Annotated in this window: 11 protein-coding genes and 1 tRNA gene; 2 read left to right on the top strand and 10 right to left on the bottom strand. The window is 68.0% G+C overall.

Features of this window, described 5'->3' with window-relative positions; all coding sequences use genetic code 11:
- Positions 1-23: 23 nt before the first annotated feature.
- On the bottom strand, positions 24-1220 hold the full coding sequence (locus BM372_RS07835; protein ID WP_090953896.1) for an MFS transporter: 1197 nt from the start codon (positions 1218-1220) through the stop codon (positions 24-26).
- Positions 1221-1297: 77 nt separating this feature from the next.
- On the opposite strand from BM372_RS07835, the gene BM372_RS07830 reads away from it, so the two are divergent.
- A complete protein-coding gene (locus tag BM372_RS07830; RefSeq protein WP_090954529.1) occupies positions 1298-1687 on the top strand; it encodes a MerR family transcriptional regulator in 390 nt (129 codons plus the stop codon).
- A 25-nt stretch (positions 1688-1712) separates the two neighbouring features.
- On the opposite strand, the gene BM372_RS07825 is transcribed toward BM372_RS07830, so the two are convergent.
- The 5 genes from BM372_RS07825 to BM372_RS07805 all read right to left on the bottom strand — a co-directional run bounded on the left by BM372_RS07825 (position 1713) and on the right by BM372_RS07805 (position 7759).
- Positions 1713-3803: a beta-galactosidase gene (locus BM372_RS07825; RefSeq protein WP_090953895.1), complete on the bottom strand. Its 2091-nt coding sequence runs from the start codon at positions 3801-3803 to the stop codon at positions 1713-1715.
- Positions 3804-4042: 239 nt separating this feature from the next.
- Positions 4043-5203: a globin domain-containing protein gene (locus tag BM372_RS07820; RefSeq protein ID WP_090953894.1), complete on the bottom strand. Its 1161-nt coding sequence runs from the start codon at positions 5201-5203 to the stop codon at positions 4043-4045.
- Between the two features lie 179 nt (positions 5204-5382).
- Positions 5383-5832, bottom strand: coding sequence for an RrF2 family transcriptional regulator (locus tag BM372_RS07815; protein ID WP_090953891.1), 450 nt, complete (start codon positions 5830-5832; stop codon positions 5383-5385).
- A gap of 20 nt (positions 5833-5852) precedes the next feature.
- On the bottom strand, positions 5853-6338 hold the full coding sequence (locus BM372_RS07810; RefSeq protein ID WP_090953889.1) for a hypothetical protein: 486 nt from the start codon (positions 6336-6338) through the stop codon (positions 5853-5855).
- Positions 6339-6340: 2 nt separating this feature from the next.
- Positions 6341-7759: a phosphomannomutase/phosphoglucomutase gene (locus tag BM372_RS07805; RefSeq protein WP_090953887.1), complete on the bottom strand. Its 1419-nt coding sequence runs from the start codon at positions 7757-7759 to the stop codon at positions 6341-6343.
- Positions 7760-7937: 178 nt separating this feature from the next.
- Here BM372_RS07805 and BM372_RS07800 point away from each other — a divergent pair, with 178 nt between their 5' ends.
- Positions 7938-10163, top strand: a complete 2226-nt coding sequence (locus BM372_RS07800) for a RecQ family ATP-dependent DNA helicase (RefSeq protein ID WP_090953885.1) — start codon at positions 7938-7940, stop codon at positions 10161-10163.
- Here the strand turns inward: BM372_RS07800 and BM372_RS07795 are convergent.
- From BM372_RS07795 to BM372_RS07780, 4 genes are all read right to left on the bottom strand, one after another.
- Positions 10108-11571 carry an MFS transporter gene (locus tag BM372_RS07795; protein ID WP_090954527.1) on the bottom strand — a complete coding sequence of 488 codons (1464 nt, stop codon included), beginning with the start codon at positions 11569-11571 and terminating at the stop codon, positions 10108-10110. The two genes, BM372_RS07800 and BM372_RS07795, sit on opposite strands and share 56 nt — an antisense overlap.
- A gap of 22 nt (positions 11572-11593) precedes the next feature.
- Positions 11594-13204, bottom strand: coding sequence for a phytoene desaturase family protein (locus tag BM372_RS07790; RefSeq protein WP_090953883.1), 1611 nt, complete (start codon positions 13202-13204; stop codon positions 11594-11596).
- A gap of 134 nt (positions 13205-13338) precedes the next feature.
- Positions 13339-13426 (bottom strand) — tRNA-Ser (locus BM372_RS07785).
- A 167-nt stretch (positions 13427-13593) separates the two neighbouring features.
- Positions 13594-15900, bottom strand: coding sequence for a prolyl oligopeptidase family serine peptidase (locus BM372_RS07780; RefSeq protein WP_090953881.1), 2307 nt, complete (start codon positions 15898-15900; stop codon positions 13594-13596).

The following is a 15900-nucleotide window of genomic DNA, read 5'->3' as shown; positions in this document are numbered from 1 at the left end:
CATGATTAGGGGCCCCGGGCTGGTCAGTGGCGTGGGGGAGGAAACGCGTGGCGGCGCCCGGTGATCACGATGATGAGGGCGATGACGAGCAGCGCGAGTGTCGCCCAGGCAAGGGATGGTGTGCCCAGCGAGCTGAGGAGCGCACCTCCGATTATCCCGCCGCCGGCGATGCCGATGTTCCAGCCCGTGACCATGACGCCCTGGGCCGCGTCCACGGCGGTGCCCGCGGCGTTCATCATCGCCGTTTGCAGCAGGCTCGCGGCGCCGCCGAAAGCCAGGCCCCACGCTGCTGCGCTGGCGTACACAACGACGGGGTCCCCGGCGAGGAATCCCAGGGCGAGCATGGCGATAGCGAACAAGGCGCTGCTGATGATCATGAGGGTTCGCAGGTGCCGGTCGATCAGGGCGCCGGTGATCGCCAGGCTCAGCAGCGAGGCAACACCGAAAACCAGCAGGACCGCGCTGACAGCCCCGCCCATGCCCACAGGTGCCAGGAAGGACGCAATGTAGGTGTACAGGAGGTTATGCGCAGTGACATATTGAACCGCGGTGATCAGCACAGGAACCAATCCGGGCAGGGTGAACACACGGCGCACCGGGGTCCGTTCACCCTTCTCCTGACCAGGCAGGGCGGGCAGGACCAACAACACCCAGCCGATCAGGGCTGCGGCGAAGACCGCCGTCGCGACAAAAGTGAACCGCCAGCCAATCAAGCCCGCGAGCAGCGTGCCCGCTGGCGTACCAACTGCCAAAGCGATCGGGGTGCCCGCAAGAGCGATCGTCAGGCCGCGGCCGCGCTGATCTTCGCTTACCAAGCGGCCCGCAATGCCCGCGACAATGCCCCACAGCACACCCGCAAAGACACCGGCGACGAAACGGGCCCCCAGCGCGAGCGCGAAGCTCGGTGAAACAGCCACGATCAGGCTCGTCACGGCGTATCCCGTCAGGGCAGCAAGGAGAAGCCGTCGGCGGGACCATGCCATGGTCGCGCTGATGATCGGGATCGCCCCCACAATGGAACCAATGGCATACGCCGAGACGAACTGACCGGCAGCAGACTCGGTCACCCCAAGTCCTTGGCTTATCTCGGGAAGGATGCCGGCAGGCATGGTCTCCAGCATGATGGTCAGGAACCCACTCGCGGTCAGCGCGAGCAGGCTCCACAACGGCAGGCGCTGCGGGCCGCGCGTCTCGAGTGGGGTGTGCTGTACTAGTGTCATGAACCTTACGGTAAATGGTTGACACTAGTGTGAAGGTCAAACCGGATGCCGATCAACTCCGCCCGAAGGTGCATGACATGCGAATTGGCGAGCTCTCGAAACTCTCGAACACCCCGACCAGATCCCTCCGGTACTACGAGGAGCAGGGCCTGATCGTCCCGCGGCGCCTGGAGAACGGCTACCGGGAGTACGACCCGTATCTGATCGACCGTGCGATCCAGATCCGCGGCCTGATCGACAGCGGCGTCCCCACCAAGATCATCGCCCTGATCCTCCCGTGCCTGGACAAACCCCGCGGCATTGTCCCCGACGACATCCAACCCGAACTGCTCGCAATCCTCCGCGACGAACGCGAAAAGATGACCCAGCGCATCGACTTCCTCACACGAAACCGCGACTCGATCGCCACCTACATCGATGCAGCAGATGCGGCGCTAGCGCGCCGCACTGCCGGCACGGCTGCCTAAGCCACCACACTCGTTCTCCTCAGCCTTAGCCTTCGATGAGGACCCTCACGTCCCAGGCACCGAGGGGGAGGATATCCCCGGCCTCGTACTTCTGATCACCAAGTAGATCTGTGACAGCTGCCGGAAGGACAAAATCCGATGGCGTCCAGGACCAGTTGTGCAAGAAACGCAACCGCCTGCCGTCGCGTGATCGGGCGCCCGTGACGGTCTGCGAGGCGATGGCGGGCTTCCACCCGCCATTCGTTTGCCTTCTGGTTGCCCAGCGGGCGATGTCGGCAGCGAGCACCGGGTTGGGCACGGTGCCGACGTAGGTGACGGCGCCCGCACCATGTGGCCGAGAGGTGAGGGCCGGCCATCGGGAGAATTGCGGGTGCTCATAGCCGAGCAGGTGCTCCGCACCGGTGCTCTGCAGCCCGTCTATCCAGTTCGTGGCCATAGCGCCTGGGCTCGGCGCAAAGGCTGACCCAAGGATTGCTGTCACCGGGATGGGTTCACGGAGGGTGGAGAATTCGTCGTAGTAGACGCCCGATGCGACGTCCAGGAGGGCCGGTTTGCGTTCCTTGCGGGCTCGGGCCTCATGGTCCTGGTAGCCGGTCCGAATGCCCATGATGAGGTGGCCACCGGCGGCGGCGTAGTCGTCGTACCAGCGCAGCTCGTCGTCCGTCGTGATGGCAAGCCCGGCGGCGATCAGCACCGGCTGGGCGGCTGCGAAAGCCGCCGGATCCATCCCGGCGAGCTGGGACTGATGGACGATTCGGGACTGCAGTCCGGCGTCGAACGCTCCCCGGTAGAACGAGTCGAAGATCGTCTGGAACGACCGTGTGTCGGGGACGTCGTTGTGGGCAAGCTGTGGCGCTTCTTCCAGCGCCCATTTGGTGTCATTGGAGTAGACGAGGGCGACGTCGGCGTCGGGAATCAGGCCGGCCACCAACGGGCCTGCAGTCTCGAAGTCCTGACCAAGCTGGGCGATCTGCCGGTAGACACGCCCGGGTTCCAGACTGTGGGGAAGTACGCCGCCCCAGTAGGTTTCCGCGCCGAAGTGGAGGGTGTGCCAGTGCCAGTACTCGATCATCGTGGCACCGCGGGACACCAGTGCCCAAGCTGCCTGGCGCCACTGGCCGTCATAGGCGGGTTCGTTCTGGTGTGAATGGCCGATCGCCTGGGCATTGGTTTCCGTGACAAGAAACGGTGCCTGTTTCGAGGAAAACATGCGGTCAGCCGTGGCGTAGAGGGACCAGGTGCCCTCGGTGGTCCACTCCTGTTTGAGGGGCTCGATGGCAGGCAGCGCGAGGTAGTCCTGCATCCGGTAGTACGGGTTGCCGGCGGTGATATCCAGCTTCTTGGTCAGGGCGTCATCCTGGGCAGTTTTGCGTTCATAGGAGATGCACGTGGTGACGAACTGGTCCTCGCGGGCATATTCACGGACAATCTCTGCCTGCCAGTGGATAAAGTCCGTGGTGAGTTGGGCCTGGAACCGTCGCCAGGCCAGCGCGTACTGCGGCTGCGCGTTGCCGTCGGGAGTCCAAAGGTCGGACCAGCTGGACAACCGATGGGACCAGTATGTGAGGCCCCATTCGGTGTTGAGTTTGTCCACGGTGCCGTACGTGTGGCGGAGGTGGTCCACGAACTTTTGGAAGACACCATGGTTGAAGAAGATCTCGTTTCCCGGTTCGTTGTCCACCTGGAATCCGATAACGGCGGGGTGCCCGGCGTAGCGATCCATGATCTTGCGGATGATGCGCTCGGCATGGAACAGGAATGCCGGGTGCGTGAAGTCGATTTCCTGGCGGGCGCCCCATCCGGCCGGCTGGCCTGTGGCGCGCTGGGCGTTGATTTCCGGGTAGGCCCGCGCGAGCCATGGGGGTGCTGCATATGTTGGGGTCCCCACGATCACGCAGATGCCGCGAGCGTGGGCCGCGTTCAGGACGGGTTCCAGCCAGTCCAGGTCGAATACCCCGTTTTCCGGCTCCCAGGTGGACCACACGGACTCCCCGACACGGATCACCGTGAAGTGGGCCTGTTGCATCAGGTCCATGTCTTCTTCGAGCCGCCTTGAGGGCTGGTATTCGTGGTAATAGGCGGCGCCAAAGAGGATCCGCTCAGACAGGTGGGTCACAGGAAGCCTTTCGAGGGGTGCCTGTCCATCCTCGTGCAGAACGTCGGTGACCAGGGAGCTGTTTTCATTAGGTGGAAGGCAGCATTCAATCTGGTCGAATCGGCGGCGCCGCACCCTTCAAAGGTGCGGCGCCGCCGTCGCTCTTAAGGCCACCTCCCTTTAGGCCGGCGGGACTTTGGTCCCTAGGCCGCATCGCCGCCCGTCCCTAGGCGTGTCCGCATTCATCAGGTGGGTGGGGACTAGCTGGCCAGCCAGATGTCCGGGCCGAAGACCTCGTAGTGGATCTTCGTGGCCGGGATGCCGGCGTTGATGGCCTCGTTGCGGATGTTCTTCATGAATGGCAGCGGACCGCACAGGTACAGCGACGCGTTGGCGGGAAGGTCCACCTCGCGCAGGGTCATGTTGCCGGACTTGGACCCGGCTTCCGGCTGCTCGAGCCAGAGCTGGAGGTCGGCGCCGTCGAGGCGTTCGACGTCGTCCGTCATCTGTGAGCGCAGGGCCCAGCTGTCCAGGGTGCTTTCCGCGTGCAGGACCAGGACTTGACGGTCAGAGCCGGAGTCGGCGAGGGAGCGCAGGATGGACGCCGTGGGCGTGCAGCCGATGCCGGCCGAGGCCAGGACGACGGGACCGTCGCCCTCCTTGAGCGTGATTTCGCCGTAGGGGTTGGAGATGTCGATGATGTCGCCTACCTCCACACTGTTGTGCAGCACGGGGGAGACCTCGCCGCCGTCGTCAAGCTTGGTGGTGAAGCTGCGGCTGGTGCCGGCGTCGCCGGAGAGGGAGTACTGGCGGACCTGGCGGAGCCCATCCGGCAGGGCGACCTTGACGCTGACGTACTGGCCGGGCAGGGCTTCGGTGACGGGGGTGTCGTCGGCCGGTTCCAGGGTGAAGGTCATGGAGCCGGTGCCGGCGGGGGTTTTGGCGGCAACTCGCCAGGGGGTCCACATCACGCCGTTGGCCTGCGCGGCGTAGAGGCCCTTCTCAAGCTTGATCAGCGCGTCCGCCATGAGCCAGTAAACCTCGGTCCAGGCCTCGGCGATTTCCGGGGTGATGACCTCGGCAAGGTCCTCCGCGATGGCCGCGAAGAGGTGCTCGTACACCACCTGGTACTGCGGTTCGGTGATGCCGAGGGAGGCGTGGCGGTGCGCGATGCGGGACAGCACGGTCTCGGGCAGGGTGCCCGGATTGGTCACGAGGTGGCTGGCAAAAGCGGCGATGCTTCCGGCCAGAGCCTGCTGCTGGGCCCCGTTGCGCTGGTTCGATCGGCTGAAGAGCCCGTCCAGCAGTTCCGGGTGCGCCGCGAAGAGCCGGGCGTAGAACTTGGGAGTGATCTCGCCGATCCGGGAACCGACGAGCGGGAGGGTGGCCTCGATAACCGGGAAGGACTTGTCCGAGAGCATGCTGACTCCTGAGTTAGTGGCCCGGGGTCTTCGACCGGACCGCGATCTAAATACTGTCATTTGAAATACCAATATTTATAAGCCAGTTCTACATGCTGTAGAAATTGGATGCAAATCGGGCGGCGGGTCGGCCCGCGCAGGCCTTGGCGCCCCGGTTTAGGGTTCCGGCATGGCGTGCCTTAGAGCCCCGGGCGCAGCCCGATGGCCTGGAAGACGGGCGCCATTTGCCGGGACGTCGGCAGTGAGGCGATGACAATTCCGTCGAGTTCGGCATAGAAAGCCTCGCGGGCCCGGGCCAGCGCGGCCCGGAGGCGGCACTCTGCGATCAGCGGGCAGGTCCCGGCCGCAACGACGCAATCGGCGGGGTCCTGGCGGGTGTCGAGCTGGCGCAGCAGCTGGCCAACCGTGGCGTTCCGCCCGGCGCTGCTGAGCCGGGAGCCGCCGGTGCGGCCGCGTTCGACGTCGATCATGCCCAGTTCGCGCAGCTTCGCCATCGCCTTGCTGACGTGGTTGTATGGCGTGCCGACGGCGTCCGCGACACTCTGCGTGGTCAGGAGAGCGCCGTCGGGAGCGGCTGCGAGCACCATCACGGCGCGCAGGCTCACATCAGCGAAGGCATTGATCTTCATGTCGCTAGCCTAGGGACGGTCTAGTCCACCCACACGGCGGGTTCGTTGGTATCAGCCGCGAGCTGGCCGAATTCGAGTTCGCGCGTCGCGGCGTTCGGGGCGTAGGGCAGGACCGCCGCGAAAAGGGAACCGTCCTGGTGCTCGGCCGCGACGTGGATGGCGTCCGAGTCCTCCTCGAGCAGGGTGATGTCGCACACCACGGCGGCGGCCCGGAACTCGTCCCGGTGCTGCCGGAGCAGTTCGTGGAGGTCCCGGATCATGGTGTCGGCGTCGAAGTGGCCGTCTGATCCGTCGGCCGGGTCCGCGGGTGTCACGGCAACCAGCCGGACTTCGTCGTCTTTCTGCACCACCAGGGCGAAGGGCAGGAAACCGCCGTTGCGCTCCAGCTGCTCCTGCGCGGCGCCGACGCCGGTGCCTAGCAGGTTCTCCAGGTCCGTTGCGCTGGCCTCCGGCACTGAATCGCGCCAGGAGCCGGCGTTTGATGCCTCTTCAGGACTGGCTGCCACGGCTAGCCCCGGACCAGGGCCAGCACACGGTCGCGGACGCGTTCCATGGTGGCGGCGTCAGTGGCTTCGACGTTCAGGCGCAGGAACGGCTCGGTGTTGGACGGACGCAGATTGAACCAGTAGCTGCCGTCGAGGGCAATGAAGGTGCTGCCGTCGAGGTGGTCGACCTCGACGTCGTCGTCCTGGAAGTCCCGGCGGACGCGCTCGACTGCGCCGACCTTGTCCTCGATTTCGGAGTTGATCTCCCCGGAGGACCGGTAGGGCTCGTATTCGCGGCCGAGCTCGGAGAGCGGGCCGTCCTGCTCGCCCAGGGCGGCCAGGACATGCATGGCTGCCAGCATGCCGGTGTCCGCGTTCCAGAAGTCACGGAAGTAGAAGTGGGCCGAGTGCTCCCCGCCGAAGACGGCTCCTTCCGCAGCCATGTCGGCCTTGATGAAGGAATGCCCCACGCGGGTGCGGACGGCCCGGCCTCCGTGGCGTTCCACGAGTTCCGGAACGGCGCGGGAGGTCAGCAGGTTGTGGATGATGGTCGGAGTGTCTTCGCCGAGGCCCCGGGCGCGGGCGATTTCGCGGCGGGCCACCATGCCGGTGATGGCCGACGGCGAGACGGGCTCGCCCTTTTCGTCAATCACGAAGCAGCGGTCAGCGTCGCCGTCGAAGGCCAGTCCGATGTCCGCGCCGTGCTCGACGACGGCGGCCTGCAGGTCGCGCAGGTTTTCCGGCTCCAGGGGGTTGGCCGGGTGGTTCGGGAACGAGCCGTCCAGCTCGAAATACAGCGGCACGATCTCCAGCGGAAGCTTGGGCAGCAGCGCATCGCCCAGCACGGCGGGAGTGGTGAGGCCGGCCATGCCGTTGCCGGCATCCACCACTACCTTCAGCGGCCGGGAACCGCGCAGGTCCACCAGGCTGCGAAGGTACTCCGCGTAACCCTTGAGGACGTCGTGCACCCCCACCAGGCCACGGGTGCCGGCGGCAGGGATGGTGCCGGCGTTGAGGTATTCCTCGGCGCGGGCCTGAATCTCCTTCAGCCCGGTTTCGGATGAGATCGGCACGGCCCCGGCCTTGGCCATCTTGATGCCGTTGTATTCGGCCGGGTTGTGGCTGGCCGTGAACGTGGCGCCGGCAGCGTTCAGGGCGCCGCACGCGTAGTACAGCTCGTCGGTGGAGATCAGGTCCAGCAGCTGGACCGCGGCGCCGCGCGTCGCGGCGCCGTTGGCAAAGGCTTTGGCGAACTCGGGGGAGGAGGGGCGCATGTCGCCGCCCACCAGGACGGTCTGCCCGGCCAGGTCCAGAACGTCAACGAAGGCAGCACCGACGGCTTCGACGATATCCGGGGTGATGGATTCGCCCACGATTCCCCGCACGTCATAGGCCTTGAACGCGGCCGAGAGGTCAAAAGTCTTTGTTTTGTCCGTAGTCACGCGTCTTATCTTACGTTGCAGCACTGTGGCGCTGGGGTTGTGTTGCCCGGGGTTGTGTTGCCCCCGGCTCCGTTGCATTGGTTCTGTAGCCGCGGCCTGGTGTTGCCCGCATCGTGGGATTGTGCACATAGCGGGTTCCGGCTGCGCCGGTGTCGGGGGTGGCTGGGATACTGAAGCAATGGCCAGTAACCAGAACGCCCTTTCCAGCCCCGCCGTTTCGAACACCGCAGTGTCGAACACCGCCGTTTCCAGCATCGCGGTCTCCACCGCTTCCTCCTCGACGCGGGAGCAGGCCCAGGATGTGCTGCGCGAGCTGGTGGGGCACCCGGAGGCACAGTTCCATGACGGCCAGTTCGAGGCCATTGAGGCACTGGTCGACGGCGGCCGGCGGGCCCTGGTGGTGCAGCGCACCGGCTGGGGGAAGTCGGCCGTGTACTTCGTCGCCTCCCTGCTGCTGCGCCGCCGCGGCGCCGGCCCCACCCTGATCGTGTCCCCGCTGCTGGCGCTGATGCGCGACCAGGTGGCCGCCGCGGCCCGGGCCGGCGTTCGCGCGGTTGCGATCAACTCGGCCAACCAGCTCGAGTGGGACACCGTCCGCGGGCAGCTCGCCGCCGATGAGGTGGACGTCCTGCTGGTCTCCCCGGAACGCCTGACCAACCCGTCCTTCCGGGAAAACCAGCTCCCCGAGCTCGTCCGCCGGACCGGGCTTCTCGTGATTGACGAGGCCCATTGCATCTCGGACTGGGGCCACGATTTCCGCCCCGACTACCGGCGCATAGCGGACCTCATCACGCAGCTGCCGGAGACCGTCCCGGTGCTCGCGACCACGGCCACGGCCAACTCCCGGGTGGTGCATGACATCGAGGAACAGCTCGGCAAGAACGTGCTGACCATCCGCGGCGCACTGGGACGGGAATCGCTGCGGCTGGGCGTCCTGACCCTGCCGGATTCCCGCGAACGGCTGGGCTGGCTGCTGACCCACCTGCAGGACCTGCAGGGCAGCGGCATCATCTACACGCTTACGGTGTCCGCGGCGGAGGACACCGCCCGGCTGCTGGCCGAAGCCGGCCATGAGGTGCTCGCCTACACCGGCCGCACTGACCCCGCGGACCGGGAACGCGCCGAACAGCTCCTCAAGGACAACCAGGTCAAGGCGCTCGTGGCCACGTCCGCCCTCGGGATGGGCTTCGACAAGCCGGACCTCGGCTTCGTGGTGCACCTTGGCGCGCCGTCCTCGCCTGTGGCGTACTACCAGCAGGTGGGCCGCGCCGGCCGCGGCGCCGCGAACGCGGACGTCCTGCTGCTGCCCGGCTCGGAGGACCGCGACATCTGGCAGTACTTTGCCACCGCGTCCATGCCGTCCGAGGAAAAAGCCGCCGCTGTCCTGACTGCCCTGGCCGAGGCCGGTACCGCGGTGTCCACGGTGGCCCTCGAGGCCCGGGTGGACCTGCGCCGGACCCCGCTGGAACTGCTGCTGAAAGTGCTGGCCGTGGACGGCGCCGTCGAACGTGTCGGCGGCGGCTGGCGCTCCACCGGGCAGCCCTGGAGCTACGACGCCGAGCGGTACAGCAGGATCGCCGAGGCCCGGGTGGATGAACAGGATTCCATGGTCATCTACCAGGACACCGCCGGCTGCCGGATGGAATACATCACCTCGGTGCTGGACGACGAAACGGCCCGCGCCTGCGGCCGCTGCGACAACTGCGCGGGCCGCTGGTTCCCTGCCGACATCGCCGAGGCCGCCACCGAAGCCGCGGGGCAGACCCTGCGCCGTGCCGGCGTCGTCCTGGAACCGCGGCTGCAGTGGCCCAGCGGTATGGACCGCCTCGGAGTGCCCGTGAAGGGCAAGATCAAGCCGGATGAAGCCCTCGCAGAGGGCCGGGTCCTGGCCCGCCTCACGGATCTTGGCTGGGGCGGCGCCCTCCGCGAGGCCTTCGGCGCCGGCGCGACGGACCGGACCGTGGACCCCGGCATGCTGCAGGCCTGCGTCCAGGTGCTCCGGGAATGGGGCACGGGAGACGCGCGGACCCCGGGCTGGAGCGGTGCCGGACGCCCCGCCGCGATCATCAGCCTGCCGTCCCGCGGGAAGCCCGCCCTGGTGGAGTCTCTGGCCCGCGGGATCTCCGAGATCGGCCGCATCCCCTACCTGGGCCAGCTGCAGCTCCACCACGGTGGCCCCACCGGAGGCCGGGGCGGCAACAGTGCCTACCGCCTTGCCGGGGTCTGGGACCGGCTGGTGGTGGGGCCCGAGCTGGAGGAAGCTTTGGCCGGAATCCGGGGCCAGAGCGTGATGCTCATCGACGACCTCGTGGACAGCCGCTGGACCCTGACCGTCTCCGGGCGGGCCCTCAGGCTCGCCGGCGCCGGTGCCGTTCTGCCGCTGGTGCTGGGCCAGGCCGGCTGACCTCGGCGCCCGCGTGGCGCGGGAGGGCCAGGCTGTCCACCGTGCTCAGGAGCATCAGGACGGCGATGGCCACGAACGCGGCCCGGTACGGCGCCGCCGGATCGCCGGCCGCGGCGGGCCAGAGGCCGCTCGCCTCGAAAACCCGCAGCAGGAGCGCGCCCACGGCGATCCCTGCCGCGGTGGCGAGCTGCACGAGTGTGGCGGAGACGGCGTTCGCGGACGGCAACTGGGCCGGGACGACGTCGGCGTACTGGACAGACGCGTAGGCCGAGAACCCGATGGACCGGAACGCTCCGCTGGCCACCAGCACGGCGATGATCAGGGCCTCCGGGGTGCCGGCGTCGAGCAGTGCGCACAGCGCAAACGTGGCTGCGGAAGCGAGCGACGCAAACACCAGGACGGGCTTGAACCCGAAACGCCGGATCAGCGGCGTCGTCGCGGGCTTGATGCCGATGTTCCCTATGAACACCGCGGACACCATCGCCCCAGCGCGCAGCGGGTCCCACCCGAAGCCGGCCTGGAACATCAGCGGCAGCAGGAACGGCACGGCGCTGATGGTCAGGCGGTACACAAAGCCGCCCGTAGCCGTCGCGCGGAAGGTCCGCGCGCCGAACACTGACAAATTGAACAGCGGCGTGCTGGAGCGCCGCATCCAGGCCACGGCGGCAGTGAGGAACAGCAGGCCCGCCACGATCCCCGCGGCCGCCGCGATCCCGGCGTCGCGCCCGCCCATGAGTTCCAGTCCGACCAGCAGCGAGCCCACCCCGAGCGTGGTCAGGGCGAGCCCCAGCCAGTCAAGGCGGCGCCTGCCATCGCCGGCGACCGCCGGGACGAGGCGCAGGGCGGCGAGGAAGGCTGCCAGGCCCAGGGGCAGGTTGACCAGGAAGATCCAATGCCAGGACAGGTAGGTCGTCAGCGCGCCGCCCACCAGCGGCGCCAGGACCGGTGCCAGCAGCCCAGGCCACACCAGGAAGGCCGTGGCCCGGAGCAGGTCCTTCTTCGGGGTTCCGCGGAGCACCACCAGAGTGCCCACAGGCACCATCATGGCCCCGCCGGCGCCCTGCAGGATCCGGCTCAGGGTCAGCATGGTGAGGTCCTGGCTGAGCGCGCAAAGCAGTGACGCCGCGGTGAAGATGGCGATGGCGAGGCAGAACACCCGGCGTGCACCGAGCCGCTCCGCCAGCCAGCTGCTGAGCGGAATGCCCATCGCCACCGTCATCAGGTACGCGGTCATGGTGATGTTGACGTCCGCGGCCGGCACCGAGAAATCGGCGGCGATACTGGGAATGGCCGTGGTCAGGACGGTCCCGTCGAGGAATTCCATGAAGAACGTCGCCGCCACCAGCAGGGCCAGCCGCGGGCTCCAGCCGCCCTCAGCAGGGACGGCGCCGCCGGCGGAAACTTTCATTTGCGGGTCACCGAGTTCCGGTTCACGCATGGCCAGGCGCCAGCTCGGATTCCAGCACGGCCATGGCAGCGTTGTGGCCGCCGATCGCGCTGACGGCGCCGCCGCGCCTTGCCCCGGAGCCGCACAGCAGGATCTGCGGATCGTCCGTTGCCACGCCCCAGCGGCGCGCCGGGGTGTCCAGCGGGTCGCCGTCTTCCACGAACGGCCAGTCGAGGCCGCCATGGAAGATGTTGCCGCGGGGCATGCCGAGGGCGCGTTCGATGTCCAGGGTGGTCTTGGTTTCGATGCAGGGGCGTCCGTCCGGGCCGGTCAGGAGCAGGTCCTCGATGGGTTCAGCCAGGACAGAATTCAGGGATGCCAGGACGGCGGCCTGCAGTGCAGTCCGCCGGGCCTCGTTGTTCCCCGCCGTGACCAGCCGGTCCGGGACGTGTAGCCCAAAGACCGTCAGCGTTTGGGCGCCGGCTGCCTGCAGTTCCGGGGACAGGATGCTCGGGTCGGTCAGCGAATGGCAGTAGATTTCGCAGGGCAAAGGCGAGGGCACGGATCCGGCGGCGGCACTGAGGTAGGCGGCGTCCAGTTGGGACCAGGTTTCGTTGATATGGAAGGTCCCGCCGAAGGCCGCCTCCGCGTCAACGGACCGGTCCAGCAGCCGGGGGAGCCGTTTGAGCAGGAGGTTGACCTTGACCTGCGCGCCCTCGCGCCGGTGGTTCGGGTTGTCCTTGCCGGAGGCGGTCCGGCCCCGCAGGCCGTCCAGGACGGCGGGCGCCACATTGGAGAGGACCCACTGCGCGGAAGACGAGCGGTCCTGGCCATCATGGCGGTAGTCCACGACGCCGCCGGGCAGGACCGCCGTGACGTCCGCCGAGGTCAAAATGGTTGCGCCGGCGTCGCGGGCGGCGCGCTCCAGTTCACCGGACACCGCGCCCATGCCGCCGACCGGCACGTCCCAGTCCCCGGTCCCGCCGCCGAGCAGGTGGTAGAGGAAGCAGATGTTCTGCTGCAGGTCTTCATCGTCAGCCCGGGCGAAGGTCCCGATCAGCGCGTCCGTCAGGACCATGCCGCGGACCAGGTCGCTTTGCAGTTCCTTGCTGATGGTGTGCCCGATGGGGTGCTCGATCATGGCGTCCCACGCCTCGGCGGCGCCGGTCCGGGCGGCGAGGGAGCGTGCGGCGGACCTCGGCAGCAGCGGCGCGGTCAGCGTGGGCCAGAGGGTCTCCGTGAGTTGCCGGCAGGCGGCGTAGAACGCGGTGAAGGCGCGGAACTCGCCGTCGGGAGCGCCGACGGCGGCGAAGGACGCCGCGGTGGCGGCCTCGTCCCCGTTATCCACGAGCAGGGCGCGGCTGCCGTCCGTGGGGTCCGGGGTGTATGAGGAATAGCGCCGCCGGGCCAGGGTGATGCGCAGGCCGAGGTCGTCGATGATCTGCTGCGGCAGGAGGCTGACGAGGTACGAGTAGCGCGAGAGGCGGGCGTCGACGCCGTCGAACGCCTGCGCGGAGACCGCTGCCCCGCCGGGGTGCTCCAGTTTTTCCAGGACCAGAACGTCCCGCCCGGCCTTGGCCAGGTACGCTGCCGCAGCGAGGCCGTTGTGGCCGCCGCCGACGATGATCGCGTCAAAATCCGTGTTGCTCGCCATGGGCTTATCCTGCCATCCGCATCGGCGGGCGGGCGCGGGACGTCCGGCCACCGGACCTTATCGCCGCCGGACCAGGGAGATTCTGGTCGGGCCGGGAACGCAAAAGGCCCCGGTCCGAGGACCGGGGCCAAACGCGGAGACGGGGGGATTTGAACCCCCGGTGGAGTTGTGCCCCACACTTCATTAGCAGTGAAGCCCATTCGGCCGCTCTGGCACGTCTCCAATTGCTATTAACTAGCCAACCAAGGATACGCAGAAGGTGCCACGCAGTGCAAAACGGCCAGTCCAGAACAACGCGGGGTCACCTACGGTCCCTTGAGGGCCCTCGGATGGGCCGGAAGTGACCCCGCGTTGCTGTCGGGGTTTGGAGCCCGACGCCGGGACCCGGACTAAGCTTCCCGGCCGGCCAGGGCGCGCCACAGGAAATGCTGGCTGCGGCTTTGCAGGGCGGCGGCCTGCCGGTTGTCGGAGGCCCCCGCGTGTCCGCCCTCGAGCGCCTCGTGGAACCAGACGTTGGGAATGCCCATGGCCTGCATGCGGGCCGCCATCTTCCGGGCCTGCACCGGGCCGACGCGGTCATCCGACGTCGCGGTCCAGATGAACGTCTCCGGGTAGTCCACGCCGTCCTTGAGCAGGTGGTACGGGGAGAACGTCTTGATGGACTCCCACTGTTCGGGGTCGTCCGGGTCGCCGTATTCGCCAATCCAGGAGTAGCCGGCGGACAGTTTCGTGTACCGGCGCATGTCCAGGAGCGGGACGCCGCAGGAGACGGCGCCGAACAGTTCCGGGTACTGCGTGAGCATGTTGCCCACCAGCAGCCCGCCGTTGGAGCCTCCCACGCAGCCGAGCCGCTCGCGGGAGGTGACACCGCGGGAGATCAGGTCTTTGGCGACGGCGGCGAAGTCCTCATAGGCGCGGTGCCGGTTCCCCTGCAGCCCGGCGCGGTGCCAGGACGGCCCGTATTCACCCCCGCCGCGGATGTTCGCCACCACGTAGACGCCGCCGCGGCGGTGCGGGGCCGCCCCTTCGGCGCTGGTCGATTCCTCGGTGCGCCGCTCCAGCCACGCCCGGCCGATCGCGCCGCTGTAGGCCGGGGTCCGGGAGATCTCGAAGCCCCCGTAACCGGAGAGCTGCGTCGGGTTCTGCCCGTCCAGGACCAGGTCCTTGGCGCCGACCTGGAAGTACGGAATCCGGGTGCCGTCCTTGGACACGGCGAAGTGCTGCTGCACTTCGTAGGCCACCTCGTTGAAGAACGACGGCGAGGTCCGGATCATCTCGTGTGTGCTGGCGACGCTGGCGGGAGTCCCGGGGGTACGGTCTGAGGCGCTGTCGCGGGTGAGCGTTCCCCGGGTCAGGGTGGTGGGTGTCGTGAAACCCGTGGCGACGAGCCAGAAGTCGTTCCCGGCACCGGGCGCCGTGCCCTCGGAGACGGCGGCGGTGCCGCCCGTGCCGTCGTCGTCCGAGCCTTCGGCGTCATCTTCATCGTCCACCGCGAAGGCGTTGACGTCGTGCAGGGGCGGGCAGGCGTCCAGCACGGTGACGGCCCACGCCGAGTCCGTGCCCGGGCTGCGCGGATCCAGAACATGGATTTCCGAGGACACGTCACGGAGCAGATTCAGCAGCAGGAAGTCCCGCGTCCAGCTCCAGGACTGCAGTGAGGTGTGCGGGTCGGGCGTGAAGAGCACGGCCAGGTCCCGGCCGCCGGCCAGGAAGTCCTCGAACCCGGCCGCGAGGAGCGAACCCGCCGGGTGCGTGGTGCCGTTGACGGTCCAGTCGCGCTGCGGGCGGAACAGCAGCCAGTCACGGTGCGAGCTCAGGTTCACGTCGGCGGGCACATCAATCTGCACCCACTCGCCGTCCCGCAGCACGGAGGTGGTCTTCTCAAAGAAGCTGATCCAGTCGAGCGCGAACGTGCGTTCGAAGCCCGGCGTGGAGTCGTGGGCCACGATCGCCATCATGTGGTCCTCGGGGATGTCGAACAGCCTCTCCGCCTGCGTCAGGGATTCGCCGCGGCGCAGCCTCACCCCGGTCCGTGCGTAGGACGACGTGGTCTTAGGCAGGCCATCGGCGGTGGTGGCGACCAGCAGCGTGTCCCCGTCCAGCCAGGAGGCGTTGCCTTTACCGGTCGGCAGGTCAAAGCCGCCGTCGGCCGGGTCCACGAAGCCGCGGGCCTCGACGTCGAACTCGCGGTAGCGGTTTGCGTCCCCGCCGTCGGGGGAGAACGCCAGCAGGGCCCGCCGGTGCGGTTCGCCCGCGGCGGGGCGCAGGAAGTTGGCGCCGTGGAAGACCCAGTCCTGGCCCTCGGCGGCGGCAAGGGCATCGACGTCCAGGAGGACGTCCCACGCGGGGCTCCCGGCGCGGTAGCTGTCCCAGCTGGTCCGGCGCCACAGGCCCCTGGGGTTCTCCCGGTCCTTCCAGAAGTTGTAGTACCACTCGCCGTGCTTGCCCACCATGGGGATCCGGTCGGTGGAGTCGAGGACCTCCAGGATCCTGCCCTCCAGATCCGTGTACTCGGCGTCCTCGAGGAGTTCCTCGGTGCGGGCGTTCTGCTCACGGACCCAAGCCAACTGCTCCTGGCCGTAGATGTCCTCCAGCCAGATGTTCTCGTCGACGGGTTCCGGCGCAGCCCCCGCTGCCGGGATGGTACCGGCGGCTTGGTCGGGCGCGGGCGGGGGAACAGCTGCTGTGGTGGTCAT

This window comes from Arthrobacter sp. ov118, assembly GCF_900116495.1.
In the GTDB taxonomy this organism is placed as follows: Bacteria; Actinomycetota; Actinomycetes; order Actinomycetales; family Micrococcaceae; genus Arthrobacter.
Note: the sequence above shows the minus strand (reverse complement) of the source record. Positions and strands in the feature narration are given on the sequence as shown.

Coding starts and splice junctions, on each gene's coding strand:
- BM372_RS07815 (WP_090953891.1), bottom strand. CDS start 5,832: ATGAAGATCAATGCCTTCGCTGATGTGAGCCTGCGCGCCGTGATGGTG.
- BM372_RS07820 (WP_090953894.1), bottom strand. CDS start 5,203: ATGCTCTCGGACAAGTCCTTCCCGGTTATCGAGGCCACCCTCCCGCTC.
- BM372_RS07835 (WP_090953896.1), bottom strand. CDS start 1,220: ATGACACTAGTACAGCACACCCCACTCGAGACGCGCGGCCCGCAGCGC.
- BM372_RS07795 (WP_090954527.1), bottom strand. CDS start 11,571: ATGAAAGTTTCCGCCGGCGGCGCCGTCCCTGCTGAGGGCGGCTGGAGC.
- BM372_RS07800 (WP_090953885.1), top strand. CDS start 7,938: ATGGCCAGTAACCAGAACGCCCTTTCCAGCCCCGCCGTTTCGAACACC.
- BM372_RS07830 (WP_090954529.1), top strand. CDS start 1,298: ATGCGAATTGGCGAGCTCTCGAAACTCTCGAACACCCCGACCAGATCC.
- BM372_RS07790 (WP_090953883.1), bottom strand. CDS start 13,204: ATGGCGAGCAACACGGATTTTGACGCGATCATCGTCGGCGGCGGCCAC.
- BM372_RS07780 (WP_090953881.1), bottom strand. CDS start 15,900: ATGACCACCACAGCAGCTGTTCCCCCGCCCGCGCCCGACCAAGCCGCC.